At 44.0% G+C, this 17,486-nt stretch carries 16 protein-coding genes; 13 read left to right on the forward strand and 3 right to left on the reverse strand.

The window, feature by feature from the left end:
• The first annotated feature begins 1 nt into the window (after window position 1).
• The 9 genes from lpxK to pyrF all read left to right on the forward strand — a co-directional run bounded on the left by lpxK (window position 2) and on the right by pyrF (window position 7,466).
• Window positions 2-1,009 (forward strand): tetraacyldisaccharide 4'-kinase, encoded by a 1,008-nt coding sequence (gene lpxK, locus OCU90_RS05610; RefSeq protein ID WP_061022664.1) that lies wholly within the window; start codon window positions 2-4, stop codon window positions 1,007-1,009.
• Window positions 990-1,169 (forward strand): Trm112 family protein, encoded by a 180-nt coding sequence (locus OCU90_RS05615; RefSeq protein ID WP_004736429.1) that lies wholly within the window; start codon window positions 990-992, stop codon window positions 1,167-1,169. The genes lpxK and OCU90_RS05615 overlap by 20 nt, the downstream gene beginning before the upstream one ends.
• Window positions 1,169-1,915: a 3-deoxy-manno-octulosonate cytidylyltransferase gene (kdsB, locus tag OCU90_RS05620; RefSeq protein ID WP_017086094.1), complete on the forward strand. Its 747-nt coding sequence runs from the start codon at window positions 1,169-1,171 to the stop codon at window positions 1,913-1,915. The genes OCU90_RS05615 and kdsB overlap by 1 nt, the downstream gene beginning before the upstream one ends.
• A gap of 279 nt (window positions 1,916-2,194) precedes the next feature.
• Window positions 2,195-2,875, forward strand: coding sequence for a (d)CMP kinase (gene cmk / locus OCU90_RS05625; protein WP_017060237.1), 681 nt, complete (start codon window positions 2,195-2,197; stop codon window positions 2,873-2,875).
• Window positions 2,876-2,981: 106 nt separating this feature from the next.
• The gene (rpsA, locus tag OCU90_RS05630) at window positions 2,982-4,652 is read left to right on the forward strand and encodes a 30S ribosomal protein S1 (RefSeq protein WP_017057038.1); all 1,671 of its coding nucleotides are present in this window, start codon (window positions 2,982-2,984) and stop codon (window positions 4,650-4,652) included.
• Window positions 4,653-4,773: 121 nt separating this feature from the next.
• Window positions 4,774-5,058 (forward strand): integration host factor subunit beta, encoded by a 285-nt coding sequence (gene ihfB / locus OCU90_RS05635; protein ID WP_010439923.1) that lies wholly within the window; start codon window positions 4,774-4,776, stop codon window positions 5,056-5,058.
• Window positions 5,059-5,187: 129 nt separating this feature from the next.
• Window positions 5,188-5,460, forward strand: coding sequence for a LapA family protein (locus OCU90_RS05640; RefSeq protein ID WP_004734544.1), 273 nt, complete (start codon window positions 5,188-5,190; stop codon window positions 5,458-5,460).
• A 12-nt stretch (window positions 5,461-5,472) separates the two neighbouring features.
• Window positions 5,473-6,648 (forward strand): lipopolysaccharide assembly protein LapB, encoded by a 1,176-nt coding sequence (lapB, locus tag OCU90_RS05645; protein ID WP_004734543.1) that lies wholly within the window; start codon window positions 5,473-5,475, stop codon window positions 6,646-6,648.
• Between the two features lie 122 nt (window positions 6,649-6,770).
• Entirely contained in the window at window positions 6,771-7,466 is a 696-nt protein-coding gene (gene pyrF / locus OCU90_RS05650) for an orotidine-5'-phosphate decarboxylase (protein WP_017078954.1), read from the forward strand.
• 130 nt (window positions 7,467-7,596) lie between these two features.
• Here pyrF and miaE read toward each other — a convergent pair whose 3' ends face one another.
• Together miaE and OCU90_RS05660 are read right to left on the reverse strand one after the other, a co-directional pair.
• Window positions 7,597-8,391: a tRNA isopentenyl-2-thiomethyl-A-37 hydroxylase MiaE gene (gene miaE, locus OCU90_RS05655; protein WP_017080436.1), complete on the reverse strand. Its 795-nt coding sequence runs from the start codon at window positions 8,389-8,391 to the stop codon at window positions 7,597-7,599.
• 102 nt (window positions 8,392-8,493) lie between these two features.
• A complete protein-coding gene (locus OCU90_RS05660) occupies window positions 8,494-9,258 on the reverse strand; it encodes a hypothetical protein (RefSeq protein ID WP_004734562.1) in 765 nt (254 codons plus the stop codon).
• Between the two features lie 322 nt (window positions 9,259-9,580).
• Here OCU90_RS05660 and cysB point away from each other — a divergent pair, with 322 nt between their 5' ends.
• Both cysB and OCU90_RS05670 read left to right on the forward strand, forming a co-directional pair.
• Window positions 9,581-10,555, forward strand: coding sequence for an HTH-type transcriptional regulator CysB (gene cysB, locus OCU90_RS05665; protein WP_004734561.1), 975 nt, complete (start codon window positions 9,581-9,583; stop codon window positions 10,553-10,555).
• Between the two features lie 342 nt (window positions 10,556-10,897).
• Window positions 10,898-12,106: a methyltransferase gene (locus OCU90_RS05670; protein WP_061022662.1), complete on the forward strand. Its 1,209-nt coding sequence runs from the start codon at window positions 10,898-10,900 to the stop codon at window positions 12,104-12,106.
• Window positions 12,107-12,292: 186 nt separating this feature from the next.
• Here OCU90_RS05670 and ald read toward each other — a convergent pair whose 3' ends face one another.
• A complete protein-coding gene (gene ald, locus OCU90_RS05675) occupies window positions 12,293-13,417 on the reverse strand; it encodes an alanine dehydrogenase (RefSeq protein ID WP_004734559.1) in 1,125 nt (374 codons plus the stop codon).
• A 156-nt stretch (window positions 13,418-13,573) separates the two neighbouring features.
• On the opposite strand from ald, the gene lrp reads away from it, so the two are divergent.
• Complete coding sequence (gene lrp, locus OCU90_RS05680) at window positions 13,574-14,068, forward strand: leucine-responsive transcriptional regulator Lrp (protein ID WP_004734558.1); 495 nt, start codon at window positions 13,574-13,576, stop codon at window positions 14,066-14,068.
• A gap of 162 nt (window positions 14,069-14,230) precedes the next feature.
• Window positions 14,231-17,413, forward strand: coding sequence for a DNA translocase FtsK (locus OCU90_RS05685; protein WP_061022660.1), 3,183 nt, complete (start codon window positions 14,231-14,233; stop codon window positions 17,411-17,413).
• The last annotated feature ends 73 nt before the right edge of the window (window positions 17,414-17,486 follow it).

Raw genomic sequence — 17,486 nt, forward strand, 5'->3', positions numbered from 1 at the left:
TGTGATCGAAAAGATTTGGTTTAACAATCATCCGTTAAAATACCTTCTTTGGCCGCTACTGTGGCCATTGAGTCTGCTGTTCAAAATGATCAGCGGTCAAAGACGTGACGCCTATCTGTCCGGTAAAAAAGAGACCTACCGTCCGCCCTTACCAGTAATTATTGTTGGTAATATTACCGCTGGTGGCAATGGTAAAACACCGGTTGTGATTTGGTTAGTTGAGGTGCTTCAAGCTAACGGCTTTAAGCCTGGAGTGGTTTCTCGAGGTTATGGGGCAAAAGCGCCAAGCTACCCGTTAGTATTGGATGAAAACACGCCTGCTGAACACTCTGGCGATGAACCTCGTTTAATTCGAAAGCGAACTGGTGCGCCTGTCGCAGTCGATCCTGTGCGTGCAAACGCGGTAAAGGCTTTGTTGAGCGAAGGAGTTGATGTCATCATCACGGATGATGGCCTTCAGCATTATGCACTTGAACGTGATATTGAATTTGCGGTTATCGACGGTGCTAGACGCTTTGGTAGCGAATGCCTAATTCCTTTAGGTCCGTTAAGAGAGCCTATATCTCGTTTAGATGACGTAGACTTTTTGGTTAACAATGGCGGTAAAGTGCAAGGACGAGAGTTCTCTATGTCTTTGCTACCAAGCCAAGCCGTTAACCTAAAGACAGGTCAGAAAAGGTCTGTGGCAAAATTACAGAAGCTGGTGGCTTTTGCTGGTATTGGCCACCCACCACGCTTTTTTAAAACATTAGAAGATCTTGATGGTGATGTGGTTTTCACACAGGGCTTCGCCGACCATCAAGATTTTGATAAAGATGAACTTCATGCCTTAGCTAAGAAAGGTATGAATCTGATTATGACAGAAAAAGACGCTGTAAAATGCGAAGAATATGCTCAAGATAACTGGTGGTATCTTCCAGTTTCTGCGCAGTTTGATGAAGATTCGCAACAGCAAATTTTAAAAAGAATAAAAGAGGTTATGGAATACTATGGATCACCGTCTACTTGAGATCGTTGCTTGCCCTGTATGTAAAGGTAAACTAACTTTTGACAAGGATAAGCAAGAGCTTGTTTGTAAAATTGATCGCCTTGCTTACCCAATTAAAGAGGGTATTCCTGTTCTTTTAGAACCTGAAGCTCGCACCGTTTCAATGGATGAGGGTAAGTAATGTCTTATACGGTTGTTATACCTGCGAGATACCAATCGAGCCGTTTACCTGGGAAGCCGCTTGCTGACATTGGTGGAAAGCCGATGATTCAATGGGTATACGAACAGTCAATGAAAGCGGGTGCTGATAACGTTATTATCGCTACCGACGACGCTCGAGTTGAAAAAGCGGCTAAAGCATTTGGCGCGACCGTTTGTATGACATCACCGAATCATGAGTCAGGTACTGAACGCCTAGCTGAAGTGATTGAAGTTATGAAGATTCCTGATGATCATATTATCGTGAATGTTCAAGGTGATGAGCCACTTATCCCACCAGCGATCATTAATCAGGTTGCTAACAATCTTGCGAACAGTACAGCTCCGATGGCAACACTCGGTGTGGAAATTACTCATGCTGATGAAGTGTTTAATCCTAACGCCGTAAAAGTTGTGACTGACAAAGATGGGTATGCCCTGTATTTTAGCCGAGCTACTATTCCTTGGGATCGCGATGCTTACGCGAACAACGGTACAGCAGCGGAATCTCCACTGCTTCGTCACATTGGCATCTACGCTTACCGTGCGGGTTTTATCAATACCTATATTAATTGGGAACCTAGTACTCTTGAGCGTATTGAGTGCCTAGAGCAATTACGAGTGCTTTGGTATGGTGAAAAAATCCATGTAGACGTTGCGGTTGAAGCGCCAGCTGCTGGTGTCGATACGCCTGAAGATCTAGAAGCGGTTCGAGCTATTATTGGCTAAGCTTCTTTGAGCTGTTTACAGAACACCGCTGAGCCTTGCTTATTGCGAGGCTTTTTTATGTCTATAGAAAATTGCGAACGTGTCTTATGGATCTAAGCTCGCGCATTGACCTAAGCAAACGGATATTGGGCTGGTTGCATTGGTTTATGCATCATCAACTCGGAATTATCTGAGATTTACCTCGCTCGACTTCCAATTTTTCTCTATAATATGCCGCCTATAAAGTAGTGGCGAATCGCTAGTACAGAATAAAACTTACGACAAAACGTGGAGTAAAAGATGCCTTCTCAAAGCCCAGTGATTACGGTTGATGGACCAAGTGGTGCAGGTAAAGGTACCCTGTGTATGTTGCTAGCAGATAAGCTAGGCTTTCATCTTCTAGATTCAGGCGCGATTTATCGCGTATTGGCTTTAGCGGCAATTCACCATGGTGTGGATACTGAATCAGAAGATGCTTTAGTACCGCTTGCGACACACTTAGACGTGCAGTTTATTGCTGAAGGCGACTTAGTTAAGGTTATCCTAGAAGGTGAAGATGTGTCTGGTGAACTTCGTAAAGAAGAAACCGGCATGGCAGCTTCAAAAGTGGCCGCTTTACCTCGCGTTCGTGAAGCTCTGCTTCGTCGTCAACGCGCATTCAGCGCGGCACCTGGTTTGGTTGCTGATGGCCGTGACATGGGAACGGTTGTGTTCCCTGAAGCTGAAGCGAAAATATTTTTAGATGCAAGTGCTGAAGAGCGTGCGAGTCGCCGCCTTAAACAGTTGCAACAGAAGGGGTTAGATGTTAAATTTGACGACCTTTTGAGCGAGATCCAAGAGCGAGACGACCGAGATCGTAATCGCCCAGTGGCGCCACTTCGCCCTGCAGAGGATGCTCTAGTGCTTGATTCCACCTCAATGAATATTGAGCAGGTAGTAGAAAAAGCACTACACTATATTGAATCGAAACTGGCTGGGTAATTTCGCCGAGCTAGTACGAACGTTGGTCGCAAGGATGATGACCGGCGAATTTATCAACCCCATGCGGTAGGATACCCATGGACGTTTAATTATTGAAGATTAAATAATGACTGAATCTTTTGCTCAACTCTTTGAAGAGTTTCTATCTGAAACTGAATTCCAACAAGGCAGCATCGTTAAAGGTACTGTAGTAGCTATCGAGAACGGTTTCGTTCTTGTAGATGCTGGTCTTAAGTCTGAATCTGCTATCCCTGCTGAACAATTCAAGAACGCTGCTGGCGAACTTGAAGTTGAAGTTGGTGCTGAAGTAGACGTAGCTCTAGACGCTGTTGAAGATGGTTTCGGTGAAACTCAACTTTCTCGTGAGAAAGCTAAGCGTCACGAAGCTTGGATCGTACTTGAGAAAGCTTGTGAAGAAGCTGAAACTGTTGTTGGTATCATCAACGGTAAAGTTAAAGGCGGTTTCACTGTTGAACTTAACGGTATCCGTGCTTTCCTTCCAGGTTCTCTAGTAGACGTACGTCCTATCCGTGACACTGCTCACCTAGAAAACAAAGAGCTAGAGTTCAAAGTAATCAAGCTAGACCAGAAGCGTAACAACGTTGTTGTTTCTCGTCGTGCTGTTATCGAATCTGAAAACAGTGTTGAGCGTGACGAACTTCTTGAAACTCTACAAGAAGGTACTGAAGTTAAAGGTATCGTTAAGAACCTTACTGACTACGGTGCATTCGTTGATCTTGGCGGTGTTGACGGTCTTCTACATATCACAGATATGGCTTGGAAGCGCGTTAAGCACCCATCAGAGATCGTTAACGTTGGTGACGAAATCCTAGTTAAAGTTCTTAAGTTCGATCGTGAGCGCACTCGTGTTTCACTAGGTCTTAAGCAACTAGGCGAAGATCCATGGGTAGCAATCGCTAAGCGTTACCCTGAAGGTCACAAGCTTTCTGGTCGTGTTACAAACCTAACTGACTACGGCTGCTTCGTTGAAATCGAAGAAGGCGTTGAAGGTCTAGTACACGTTTCTGAAATGGATTGGACTAACAAGAACATCCACCCTTCTAAAGTTGTTAATGTTGGCGACGAAGTTGAGGTTATGGTTCTTGATATCGACGAAGAACGTCGTCGTATCTCTCTAGGTCTGAAACAGTGTAAAGCTAACCCATGGCAGTCATTTGCAGAAATGCAAGCTAAGGGCGACAAAGTTACTGGTAAGATCAAGTCTATCACTGACTTTGGTATCTTCATCGGTCTAGAAGGCGGTATCGACGGTCTTGTACACCTATCTGACATTTCTTGGAACGCTGCCGGCGAAGAAGCTGTACGTGAATACAAGAAAGGCGACGAAATCTCTGCTGTTGTTCTAGCAGTAGATGCAGAGCGTGAGCGTATTTCTCTTGGCGTTAAGCAAATGGAAAACGACCCGTTCAACGCATACGTTGCTGACAACAAGAAAGGTGTTCTTGTAAACGGTACTGTAACTGCAGTTGACGCGAAAGGCGCTACTATCGAGCTAATCGAAGGCGTTGAGGGTTACCTACGCGCTTCTGAAGTTTCTCGTGACCGTATCGAAGATGCATCTCTAATCCTAAGCGTTGGCGACAGCGTTGAAGCGAAGTTCACTGGTGTAGACCGTAAGAACCGCGTAATCAACCTATCTATCAAAGCTAAAGATGAAGCTGATGAGCAAGAAGCAATGGCTTCACTGAACAAGTCTGATGAAGGCGCGTTCGGTAACGCAATGGCAGACGCATTCAAAGCTGCTAAAGGCGAATAATAGCTTCTCGTTAAGAGAATTATAGCTATATAGCCAAGAAAGGAGCCGTAAGGCTCCTTTTTTTTTGCTTATTTTTCCGATAGGTCTATAATTTCTAAAAAGAAAACCAACGAGGGTAACTATGACTAAGTCTGAATTGATTGAAAGACTGTGCGCTGAGCAAACGCACCTTTCTGCAAAAGAAATTGAAGACGCTGTAAAAGACATTTTAGAGCACATGGCTTCAACACTAGAAAGTGGTGATCGAATCGAAATTCGCGGATTTGGCAGTTTTTCTCTGCATTACCGTGAACCTCGTGTTGGACGTAATCCTAAAACTGGTGACAAGGTTGAGTTGGAAGGCAAATACGTTCCTCACTTTAAACCAGGTAAAGAGCTACGCGAACGAGTAAACTCAGGACTGTAGACTACTTATCGGAATTAAGAAAAGCGGCATACTATAATGTATGCCGCTTTTTTATGACCATAATATGGTGGTCTGATTAGTAATTTTCCTGCATAATCGTACAGCTAACTAACCAATGAGTGATGAACTATGAAAATTATAAAAATAGTCGCCGTTATCGCACTTTTCCTAATTGCACTGGCTTTAGGCTCTCAAAACCAAACAAGTGTGAATTTCAACTATCTGCTAGCGCAAGGTGACTTCCACCTATCAAGCTTATTAGGTGTTGTCTTCGTTTCAGGTTTTGGTCTTGCTTGGTTAGTCTTCGGCAATATGCACATGCGATCTCAACTGAGAATTCATCGTTTGAAGAAACAACTCAATAAGCAATCAAAGCAGGTAGCTGCTGATACCAAAGCTTAAAGGTCTTATTTGATGTTAGAGTTACTGTTCTTGCTCTTACCTATTGCCGCCGCCTACGGTTGGTATATGGGTAATCGTAATGCTCAGCAAGAAAAACAGAAACAATCACACCAGATTTCCCGTCAATACGTGACGGGTTTGAACCTATTACTGTCAGATCAGTCTGACAAAGCGGTTGATCACTTCATTGAACTCCTTCAAGTCGACAATGAAACCATCGATACTCACTTAGCTTTGGGCAATTTGTTCCGCTCTAGAGGTGAAGTCGACCGTGCTATTCGTATCCACCAAAATCTTATCTCTCGTTCGGGGCTTACTCTCGATCAGAAAAACCTCGCACTACAACAATTAGCTAAAGATTATATGGTCTCTGGCTTTCTTGATCGCGCCGAAAAAATCTTTGAACAACTTGTAGAAGAACCCGATCACAAAGAGGGTGCTCTACAGCAGTTGGTTGCTATTTATCAGCAAACTCGAGAGTGGAACAAGGCTATTCATTACGGAAATATCCTAGTTAAGCTCGGTAAGAAGAAAATGAAGATGCGGGCGACAGTTGCACATTTCTGGTGTGAACTTGCGATGCAAGAGCAAGCCGATGGTAATCGTTCTAAAGCGCTTCAGCATTTCAAAAAGGCACTTTCTGAAGACCCTAAATGTGTCCGTGCTAGCATTGCTCTAGGCAAGTTCCACTTAGCGAACGAAGACTACCAAAAGACAATCGATTGTTTGGAATCGGTACTCGAGCAAGATATCGACTTTATTAGTGAGGTTTTGCCAACCCTTGCTGAGTGTTACCACAAGCTTGGGCAAGAGGCTCAATTGGTCGAGTTCCTTAAAGCTTGTATTCAGAATAAAGCTGGTGTGTCCGCTGAACTGATGCTCGCTCAATTGGTTGCTCACCATGAAGATGTTGGTTCTGCTCAAGAGCTACTAACAAAGCAGCTAGTCAAAAATCCAACCATGAAGGGTTTTTATCGATTAATCGATTATCACCTAGCGGAAGCAGAAGAAGGTCGTGCGAAAGACAGCTTAACCACACTTCAATCTATGGTTGGTGAACAACTTAAGGTTAAGCCTCATTATCGTTGTCGTCAGTGTGGTTTCTCAACACACTCAATGTATTGGCACTGCCCTTCATGTAAGGGGTGGGGAACGATCAAGCCTATTCGTGGGCTTGATGGTGAATAGATTTGTGGTCATTTTAAGACCAAATTATTAATTGCAGCTTTCGGGCTGCATTTTTATGACTGTTATTTATGGCCTGATTGGTATAAATATTTTGTAGAAAGTTAACTGCGTTAGGAGATGAAATGAACGACCAAAAAATCATTGTAGCATTGGATTATGATAACCAAGCGGATGCGTTAGCCTTTGTTGATCGTATTGACCCAGCATCTTGCCGTCTAAAAGTGGGCAAAGAGATGTTTACCTTGTTTGGTCCTGAATTTGTTCGTGAATTGCATAAACGTGGTTTCTCAGTATTTTTGGATCTTAAATTCCACGACATCCCGAACACATGTTCAAAAGCTGTGCGAGCTGCCGCGGAACTAGGCGTTTGGATGGTGAACGTACATGCTAGTGGCGGTGAGCGCATGATGACGGCGTCTCGCGAAATTTTGGAACCGTATGGTAAAGATCGTCCGTTGCTGATTGGCGTGACAGTACTGACTAGTATGGAGCAATCTGACTTGGCGGGTATTGGTTTGGATCTTGAGCCACAGCAGCAGGTGATGCGCTTGGCATCTCTGACTAAAAACTCAGGCTTAGATGGCGTTGTATGTTCGGCACAAGAGGCTTCTTTGCTAAAAGGTGCACTTGGCCAAGAATTCAAGCTAGTAACTCCTGGTATTCGTCCTGTAGGTGCTGATGTTGGTGACCAGAAGAGAATCATGACGCCTTCTAAAGCGATTGAGTCAGGTTCTGACTACCTTGTTATCGGTCGCCCTATCACTCAAGCGATAGATCCTGCCGCTGTACTTGCAGAGATCAACGGTACGCTAGCTTAGGTTTGCATCAGAAAGCTATTCGAATAAGAAGGAAGGCCAGCAAATTGCTGGCCTTCTTATTTGTGTACGAAGCCTTTTCATTTGTGTACGAGGCATTGAATTGATCTGGACTTGAGTTATCTTGCCTAGCCTAAACCGGAGCGCCGCTATGGAACTTAAAATCGCTGTCTTCTGAAGTGATAAGATCCGCTTCTACTTGCGCGAAATGAGCAATACGCTCTGAGATATCTTTCCCTGCGATCTGCTCTGCTAACTCAAGGTAATCTTGGTAATGTCGAGCCTCTGAGCGAAGCAGAGACACGTAAAACTTCTCCATATCTTCTTCCAAGAATGGAGCTAATTTAGCGAAACGCTCACAAGAGCGAGCTTCGATAAACGCACCGATGATGAGCTTATCAACTAGAGCATCGGGTTCGTAAGTTTTGACTTGCTTGATTAAACCCTTAGCGTAGCGACCCGCTTCAATCGGTTGGTAAGTGACGCCTTTCTTTACCATCAATTCCATGACTTGGTAGAAATGATGCAGCTCTTCTTTGATCAGCAATACCATTTTATCGATCAGGTCAGCGCCGTAATTGCAGCCTTCTTTCGCTGTAATTTGCTTTGATACGTTGCTTTTACCACGCAGAGACTCTAAGTCTCCGATACGACGGTAAGCAAATTGCTCGTAGGGCAAAATCCATTCATTCAGTTGCTTTGCGCTTTCTTTATCAACTGCGTACTTGCGGATAAGGAACAAAGCACTCTGTGCCGCCTTAAGCTCACAAAGCATGTGATCGCGTAGAATGATGTGAAGGTTTTCAGGCTTTTTGGCTTCATCGATCCATGAATCTGGCGTTTCAGCTTTAAGAAAAGAGTGGATTGGAGCTAATAATTCTTGATACATGGTCAGGGCAAGTTTGTTGATAATGCGGGATTTTATCACAGCTCAAGAGATCTCCCTATACAGAGAAAGGAAATTCAACAGGTACAAAAAAGGCCGCTAATTTAATGTAAATAAGCGGCCTTTAAGTATTGCGTTAGACAGTTACCATTTCTTCTTCTGACCGAAGAGGGCGTCCATGTCTTCGTCACGCTCTTTAGATTCGATCTGTTGTAAATCTTGCGCGTTTTTATCTTGGCGCTTCTGATCAAGATCGTTAAGCATCTGCTGAAGCTTTTCTTTCGCTTGAGTAGAGTATGAATCGTTCTTAGTTGCTAATGCGTCGATACCTTTACGCAGTAACTGAATTGCTGTGCCTGGCTGTCCGCGAGAAATCGAGTCGTTTGCACGCTTGATAACATTTTCGATGTTGATGCGAATTTGAATCGTCTCTAAACGAGCGTTTTCAACCACATAAGCTTGAGTCTCGAAGCGGCCTTTATTGTGCTCGTTACGGACCGTATCACGTAGGCGCTTAACTAACTTCAGCATCATGATCGCTTGTTTGTCACTGCTTGGAACGCGGAAGGTAGTACTTTCACCACCTTGGTAGTTCTCTTTAAGCTGGGTGATTTGTTGTTTTACGCTTTCAATGCGTTGGGCAAGCTGCTTGTTTTTGGGATCGAGCTGATACATGTTTTCTAACGCATCAAGAATTCGATTGTTTAAGCATATAAGAAGATCTTGGCTAAACGGCATGTGATGAGCATTGCCAATCAACTCTTCTGTTCCGTCAATAATGGTTAGATAACGAGAAGCTTCCTGTTTCTTCGCTGTTTCTACCTTAACTTTGTATTGAAGCATGATGTTGTAGCCTAAAACCAACACCAAAAGAACGGCGACTAAGGCGATTATTAAACCAATATTCATATATTTGTGTCTGCTTGTTGTTTTCTATAGCTAACTTGAGAGGATACACGATTCCATTGTGTATCGGCACTCGTAAATTGCAATTTCTGATTATCTCTTGTTGAGCACAATCGGCAATCAAAACTTACCAACTAATGTATGAGAATGAGGTGTGGGTTGCAAAGCGTTAGTGATGTTTTTGTTTGTTAAGCTAGAAAAACTCATTATTTCTGTCATTTTGGTTCTCGAAGCGTTATAACTATTAATTATATTATACGAGACTATAAAGCTCTATTTGCAAATAAGTTAGCGCAGAAATGAGTAAAGGATTACGAGGTTAGATATGAAGTTACAGCAACTGAAGTACATTGTTGAGGTTCTAAACCATAACCTAAATGTTTCAGCGACAGCAGAGAGTTTGTATACATCTCAGCCCGGCATTAGTAAGCAAGTTAGGTTACTTGAAGACGAGCTAGGCATTCAGATTTTTGAACGTAGCGGTAAGCATTTAACTCAGGTTACACAAGCCGGTGAGGATATTATTCGTATCTCTCAAGAGATTTTGGCACGTGTAGAGAGTATTAAAGCAGTCGCGGGTGAGCACACTCATCCTGAGATGGGCACATTGAATATTTCAACCACTCATACTCAAGCTCGTTATGCGCTCCCTGATGTGATTAAAGGTTTCACGGCACGTTATCCAAAAGTGTCGCTTCACATGCACCAAGGTACACCAAGCCAGATGTCAGAAGCGGTCGCTAAAGGGACTGCGAACTTTGCGATTGCAACGGAAGCGCTGCACCTTTATCAAGATGCAATTATGCTGCCTTGTTATCACTGGAACCGTTCAATCGTCGTAACTAAAGATCATCCTCTTGCGCAAAAACGAACTATCTCGATTGAAGATCTTGCTGCTTATTCTCTCGTGACTTATGTATTTGGTTTTACTGGCCGTTCTGAGCTTGATACTGCATTCAACAAAGTAGGATTAACACCGCGAGTTGTGTTTACCGCGACGGATGCAGACGTAATTAAAACTTATGTTCGTATGGGGATCGGAGTTGGTGTAATCGCGAGTATGGCGATTGACCACGAGCAAGATACAGATTTGGTTGCTATTGATGCGAGCCACCTATTTGGTGCTAGCACCACAAGCATTGGCTTTAGAAAAGGCACTTTCCTGCGTTCTTACATGTTTGATTTTATGGAGCGTTTTGCACCGCACTTAACTCGTCCTGTGGTTGAACAAGCTATTTCTTTGAAATCGAATGAAGAAATCGAAGAGATGTTTAAAGACATCGACCTGCCAGTTCGCTAAGGGGCACAGTCTTTAACTCGATTCCTATTCGGCCTGTTTACAGGCCGTTTTCATTTGAACTCGGTTTTTGTTTCTACCAATCGTAGTAAATAACGGGTTACCCTAGCTTGTTAAAACGCTCGATAACGTTGTTAGAACTTTTGATTGCAGAATAAGTACTTATCGAAACGACTTGTCGAACAGAGCTGCCTTGTTCTCAAGCCTTTACCTGCGCTACTTCTGTTCACTGACTTTCCGTGATTGGTATGACTTACTGATAGCCTGTCCCTATAGCCTCGATTTGTATCCTTCCTTTCCATTTCGGCCTCTTACCCCTACAATCCACGCACCATAGGGGGAAGCATGCATTCACGATTTACAATACTCGACTCATTCTTGTTAGAGCACCAAGTCTATTGGCGTTCGGAGCCTTTTCATCTATGCCAAACTCACCATCAACCATGGAAAGATGTGAATCGTCCACTTGTCGATTGGTTAGAAAGCTTGAGTATTGAGCGCATTCAAACGTTAAAAGCGCAGCCTCAGCTTTTGGTCGAGGAACTGACTCGCTTCCTCCCTCGATTAGATGCTGCTAACCAAAATATCCAGTTTGATAATACGGCTTTGGTTGGATTAGACCTCCCACGTGGTACTGCTGATGGTATTCCCGGCAGAAAGCTGCAACAAATCGTGGCGATGGGGGAGGCTGCACTTGAACACCATCATGGTAAAGAGTGGCTAGAGTGGTGTTCTGGCAAAGGTTTTCTGGGCCGAATTTTATCTCAACAATCAGATCAAAAGGTCACTAGCTTTGAATGGCAACAATCGTTATGTGAAAGCGGACAAAAGGTAGCAGACGATCAGAAATTAGAAATGCACTTTGTCCAAGGTGACGCGTTTTCAGAGGAAGCAGATGGCGTATTTAACTCTGATCAACACGCTGTTGCGCTCCATGCTTGTGGTGATCTGCATGTTGAACTGGTGAAAAAGTCTGTTTCACATGGGCTATCGGCGGTAACAATTTCCCCTTGTTGCTATCACCTTATTCGAGGCGATGTGTATCAAGCTATGTCTACCGTGGCCAAAGGTTCAGCACTAACGTTGAGCAAAAGCGACTTAAGAATCCCGCTTCAAGAAACCGTCACTGGTGGTGAAAGAGTAAAGAGACATCGCCAACTAGAGATGAGTTATCGTTTGGGCTTCAGTAAACTGCTCAAAGCTGAACGTCATATCGACGAATACATTCCAGTGCCAAGCATTAAAAAGTCAGAGTTATCTAAGGGTTTTGAATCATTCTGCCGCTGGGCATCTGAAGTTAAAAAAGTATCGCTTGGTTCAGACGTCGATTTTGATTTCTACTTAGCCCAAGGCGAGGCGCTTTTCTGGGAAATGGAGAGGTTGAGCTTAGTACAACAAGTCTTTAGACGACCATTGGAGATATGGTTGGCCTTAGATCGTGCCATCTATCTGCAAGAACAAGGCTATGAAGCTTTGATTGAAGAGTTCTGTGAACGTAGTATTACGCCAAGAAATCTATTGATTCATGGGGTTAAAGTTGAGCGTTATCAGTAGACAGAACTGTTGCGTGTTTTACGAGCTAAACTCATAAATGAAAAATGAAGCTATGAATACAAGACAAAGCTATAAATGTAAAAAAGCCAGCGCGACATAATGTCGTACTGGCTTTTTGTTTAATGTGTATGAGTTAACTGAACGCTTCAACGAGAAGATTATTGCGCTCAGTTAGCTATTACAGCATTAGTTAAACATTGCGATTGCTTCAGCTGGATCTACGTATTCAAGGTCAAAGCTCTCTGCAACTTCTTTGCAAGTTACTTTACCGTGAATAACGTTAAGACCTTCTAGGAAGCCTTCATCAGATAGAAGTGCTTCGCGGTAGCCTTTGTTCGCTAGCTTAACAATGTAAGGAAGTGTTGCATTGTTTAGTGCGTAAGTAGAAGTACGAGCAACGGCACCTGGCATGTTAGCAACACAGTAGTGAACTACGTCATCAACAATGTAAGTTGGATCGGCGTGAGTCGTTGCATGTGAAGTTTCAAAACAACCACCTTGGTCGATTGCAACATCAACAACTGCTGAACCTGGCTTCATCTTAGCGATGTGATCTTTTGTAACCAGTTTAGGAGCGGCTGCGCCTGGGATTAGTACTGCACCAATCACTAGGTCTGCTTCTAGAACATGCTTCTCAATAGCGTCTTCAGTAGAATAAACCACTTTTGCGCGACCTTGGAATTCTTCATCAAGACGACGAAGCGTATCTACGTTGCGATCAAGAATGGTTACGTCTGCGCGAAGGCCAACAGCCATACGTGCTGCGTTAGCACCCACAACACCGCCGCCAACAACTACAACTTTCGCTGGTTCAACACCAGGAACGCCGCCAAGAAGAAGACCACAACCACCGTTAGATTTTTCTAGTGTTTGTGCACCTGCTTGAATAGACATGCGACCAGCGACTTCAGACATTGGTGCTAATAGTGGCAAGCGACCCATATTATCTGTTACAGTCTCATAGGCTACGCAGACAGCTTTGCTCTTGATTAGCTCTTCCGTTTGTGGAAAATCTGGTGCAAGGTGTAAATAGGTAAATAATATTTGCCCTTCACGAAGCATAGCTCGCTCGACAGCTTGAGGTTCTTTAACCTTTACAATCATCTCTGCTTTCGCGAAAACGTCAGCAGCAGTAGGAAGAATGGATGCGCCTACAGCGATGTAATCATCGTCTGAAAAACCGATACCAGTACCGGCATTGGTTTCAACAAAAACTTGGTGGCTATGTGAGATTAGTTCTCTCACGCTAGCTGGGGTCATACCAACGCGGTATTCGTGGTTCTTGATTTCCTTCGGTACGCCAATGATCATCCTGACTCCTCATTATATTATGGTTGTTTTATCTATGTGTAGGGTAATTCTGTCGAATTAATATCTAGTATAGATAGGTTTAGATAGAATTTGATACCGAATATTAAAAAGTTGTAGTATATTTTTTTGCAAGGAAGTAATAAGGTGGAATAAAAAATGGCAGACAATTATAAGAAGCCGTCCAAGGAACTAGATCGTATTGACCGCAACATTCTTAATGAGTTGCAAAAAGACGGTCGTATCTCAAACGTTGAACTCTCAAAACGAGTAGGACTTTCTCCAACTCCATGTCTTGAGCGTGTTCGTCGTTTAGAACGTCAAGGTTACATTACTGGGTACACAGCGTTGCTGAACCCACAGTATCTTGATGCTTCACTTTTAGTGTTTGTTGAAATTACGTTGAACCGTGGTGCTCCAGATGTGTTCGAACAATTCAACACCGCTGTGCAGAAACTGGATGACATCCAAGAGTGTCATTTAGTGTCGGGTGATTTTGACTATCTTCTAAAAACACGTGTATCGGATATGGGTGCTTACCGTAAGCTACTGGGTGATACGTTACTTCGTCTACCGGGCGTAAACGACACTCGAACTTACGTTGTAATGGAAGAAGTGAAACAAACCAATCAACTTGTGATTAAAACTCGTTAGTCACAATTGGTGAAATGAAAGAAAGCGGACATTTGTTCCGCTTTCTTGCTTTCTGGAATTGGGTTTTTCTGTTTGATATGGTTAAATCAACAGTAGTTTCATTGAAACGGGCGGCTTTGGTCGCTCGAGATGTTTTATTCCGTTTAATTATTAAGTTGGTTTATGTTCAAGCAGAGCAGTAATAAAGTAGAAACAATCATTAAAACGAGTGAAGAGCCTCAGTCTCCTCGTTTGAATGGTTCTCAACGTCTAAAAGAGTGCAGCCTGATTATGGGTGTTCTCTTCTCTATTCTACTTGCCGTTGCGTTATTAACTTTTAGTCCTGCAGACCCATCATGGTCGCAAACGGCGTGGGGTGGTGACATTCAAAATGCGGGTGGCTACTTAGGTGCATGGTTGGCGGATACGCTTTTCTTTGTGTTTGGTTCTCTGGCTTACCCTTTACCTATCTTGGTAACGGTTGCAGCGTGGGTATTATTCCGTAAACGTAATGAAGACGAGCAGATCGATTTCATGCTGTGGGGTACTCGCTTACTTGGCCTTACTGTCCTTATTCTTACTAGTTGCGGTCTAGCCGATATCAACTTTGACGACATTTGGTACTTTTCGTCAGGTGGCGTCGTGGGTGATGTACTAACAAGCCTTGCGCTTCCCACGTTAAATGTTCTCGGTAGTACGCTGGTTCTTCTTTTCTTATGGGGAGCTGGCTTGACGCTATTAACTGGAATTTCTTGGTTAAGTATTGTGGAATGGCTAGGCGAATGTGCCATTAAATTTTTTACATCTGCTGTTAATAAGGCGCGTGGCCAAGATCAAGAGCTACTTGAGCCTGAATTGAAAGAATCGACAGACAGAGATTCTCTAACAGAACGTCATCAAAAGCCGACTTTCCGTGATGTCCCTGCGTTAGAAGACAATCTTATCGAAGGTAAGGCTATAGAAGGGTATAAAGAAGCAGAACAAGATCAGCTCGACCCTGCGATGAGCTTCTCTGCGACCAACGACTCTTCAGACACTGGCGTAAATGCGTTGGACAACAGTGCAACGTCGAAGCGTCATTACAATATTCATATGCCAGTAGAGGCTCCAGCTAAGTCAGAGGTTTCTACTTATGAGGCACCGCAAGTTCAACCTGAAATTCAACCAGAGCAACCTATCTCTGTCGCTCCTGTTTACCACGCGCCAGAAGAACCTTTCGAAGAAGGTATTGAGCGCTCGAAGCAGTTGAATGCGACGATAGAGCAGCTAGAAAATGCCGCTATGTATGAAGATGATCTCGCTGAGCAAGATCAGACGGATGCTCACGAATCTCAGGCTGCGTACCAACAATACATGCAGAACGACCAACCAGAAGTTGTCCCTACTGACATTGGCCTTGAAAGTGCTGAGTCAGCAGTCGATAGCACTTCAGAAGTTGATCGCACTCCAGAAGTTGAGAGTGAATTCGATACGGAAGATGTTCAACCTGAATCGTTATACGCTTCGCCAATGGGTGAACCAGAAGAACCAAGCGAAGACGATTTCTCAGTACAAGCATCACCGTTTGATGTGGCTGAAGAACAAAGTTATGAACAGTCTACAACGTTCGAGTCTGTATCGACTGAAGAAGATAATGCAGAGCAATCTGAGTCTTTAGTTAACCAACAAAATAATTCAGAATTTGAGCAATCAAACGAACAAACTCAAGAGCCAACGGTTGATCTTCCTTGGGAACAGGTAACAGAAGAAGAGCCTCTTCACCAAGATCAAGATGTTGCAGCCTTCCAAAGCCTTGTCTCTGAGGCACAAGCGAACATGGCGGCGACACAAAACCCGTTCCTGGTACAGCAAGATGTTAACTTACCGAAACCGGCCGAACCATTGCCAACGCTTGAGTTGTTGTTCCACCCTGAAAAACGTGAAACCTTTATTGACCGCGATGCACTAGAGGCGATCGCTCGTCTTGTTGAATCGAAGCTAGCGGACTACAAGATTAAAGCTGATGTGGTTGATATTTTCCCAGGTCCTGTCATCACTCGATTCGAACTCGATCTGGCTCCTGGCGTCAAAGTAAGCCGTATTTCTGGCCTTTCTATGGACTTAGCTCGTTCGCTTTCTGCATTGGCAGTACGTGTCGTCGAGGTAATACCGGGTAAACCTTATGTTGGTTTGGAATTGCCGAACATGAGCCGTCAAACCGTATTCTTCTCCGATGTGGTGGGCAGCCCTCAGTTCCAAGAAGCGAAGTCACCAACGACCGTTGTTCTCGGACAAGACATTGCTGGTGAAGCGGTTATTGCTGACCTATCGAAGATGCCACATGTTCTGGTTGCTGGTACAACCGGTTCTGGTAAGTCGGTCGGTGTAAACGTGATGATCTTGAGTATGCTTTACAAGGCATCACCGGAAGATGTTCGCTTCATCATGATCGACCCGAAAATGTTGGAATTATCTATCTATGAAGGTATTCCACATCTGTTGTCTGAAGTTGTGACTGACATGAAAGATGCATCTAACGCCCTTCGTTGGTGTGTAGGTGAAATGGAACGTCGTTATAAATTGATGTCGGCTCTCGGTGTTCGTAACATTAAAGGCTACAACGACAAATTGAAGATGGCCGCGGAAGCGGGTCACCCAATTCATGACCCACTGTGGAAGCCGGGCGACAGCATGGACCCTGAAGCACCATTGTTGGAAAAACTGCCTTATATTGTGGTTGTCGTCGATGAATTCGCTGATTTAATCATGGTAGTCGGTAAGAAAGTGGAAGAACTGATTGCACGTTTGGCGCAGAAAGCGCGTGCGGCTGGTGTTCACTTGATCTTAGCCACTCAACGTCCTTCGGTGGATGTTATTACTGGTCTTATTAAAGCAAACATCCCAACTCGTGTTGCCTTTACGGTATCAACCAAAACGGATTCAAGAACTATTCTTGACCAAGGTGGTGCAGAATCATTATTGGGTATGGGTGATATGTTGTACTTACCACCGGGTTCAAGCCACACAACTCGTGTACACGGTGCGTTTGCATCTGATGATGATGTACACGCGGTAGTGAACAACTGGAAAGCACGCGGTAAGCCAAACTATATTGAAGAGATTACGAACGGGGACCAAACCCCGGAAACACTGTTACCGGGTGAGAAGATGGAAGGCGATGAAGAAGTCGATCCTCTGTTTGATCAAGTGGTAGAACACGTTGTCCATTCACGTCGTGGTTCAGTTTCTGGCGTACAACGTCGATTCAAGATTGGCTACAACCGTGCAGCACGAATTGTTGAGCAGCTTGAAGCTCAAGGCATTGTGAGTGCTCCAGGCCATAACGGTAACCGTGAAGTCTTAGCGCCAGCGCCACCAAAAGATTAGTTCCGCTCGGAACTCATAACTATTCAGTCGGTCAAATCGAAAATATGACCGACGTATGTTCTAACAGGATTAT

Origin of the sequence: Vibrio splendidus, from assembly GCF_024347615.1 — a bacterium.
GTDB classification, from domain to species: domain Bacteria; phylum Pseudomonadota; class Gammaproteobacteria; order Enterobacterales; family Vibrionaceae; genus Vibrio; species Vibrio splendidus.

Excerpts from the sequence above, each read along its gene's own strand:
- ihfB (WP_010439923.1), top strand. The coding sequence starts at position 4,774 with ATGACTAAGTCTGAATTGATTGAAAGACTGTGCGCTGAGCAAACGCAC.
- OCU90_RS05670 (WP_061022662.1), top strand. The coding sequence starts at position 10,898 with ATGCATTCACGATTTACAATACTCGACTCATTCTTGTTAGAGCACCAA.
- OCU90_RS05615 (WP_004736429.1), top strand. The coding sequence starts at position 990 with ATGGATCACCGTCTACTTGAGATCGTTGCTTGCCCTGTATGTAAAGGT.
- kdsB (WP_017086094.1), top strand. The coding sequence starts at position 1,169 with ATGTCTTATACGGTTGTTATACCTGCGAGATACCAATCGAGCCGTTTA.
- rpsA (WP_017057038.1), top strand. The coding sequence starts at position 2,982 with ATGACTGAATCTTTTGCTCAACTCTTTGAAGAGTTTCTATCTGAAACT.
- OCU90_RS05685 (WP_061022660.1), top strand. The coding sequence starts at position 14,231 with ATGTTCAAGCAGAGCAGTAATAAAGTAGAAACAATCATTAAAACGAGT.
- lrp (WP_004734558.1), top strand. The coding sequence starts at position 13,574 with ATGGCAGACAATTATAAGAAGCCGTCCAAGGAACTAGATCGTATTGAC.
- cysB (WP_004734561.1), top strand. The coding sequence starts at position 9,581 with ATGAAGTTACAGCAACTGAAGTACATTGTTGAGGTTCTAAACCATAAC.
- OCU90_RS05660 (WP_004734562.1), bottom strand. The coding sequence starts at position 9,258 with ATGAATATTGGTTTAATAATCGCCTTAGTCGCCGTTCTTTTGGTGTTG.
- ald (WP_004734559.1), bottom strand. The coding sequence starts at position 13,417 with ATGATCATTGGCGTACCGAAGGAAATCAAGAACCACGAATACCGCGTT.
- lapB (WP_004734543.1), top strand. The coding sequence starts at position 5,473 with ATGTTAGAGTTACTGTTCTTGCTCTTACCTATTGCCGCCGCCTACGGT.
- cmk (WP_017060237.1), top strand. The coding sequence starts at position 2,195 with ATGCCTTCTCAAAGCCCAGTGATTACGGTTGATGGACCAAGTGGTGCA.
- pyrF (WP_017078954.1), top strand. The coding sequence starts at position 6,771 with ATGAACGACCAAAAAATCATTGTAGCATTGGATTATGATAACCAAGCG.
- OCU90_RS05640 (WP_004734544.1), top strand. The coding sequence starts at position 5,188 with ATGAAAATTATAAAAATAGTCGCCGTTATCGCACTTTTCCTAATTGCA.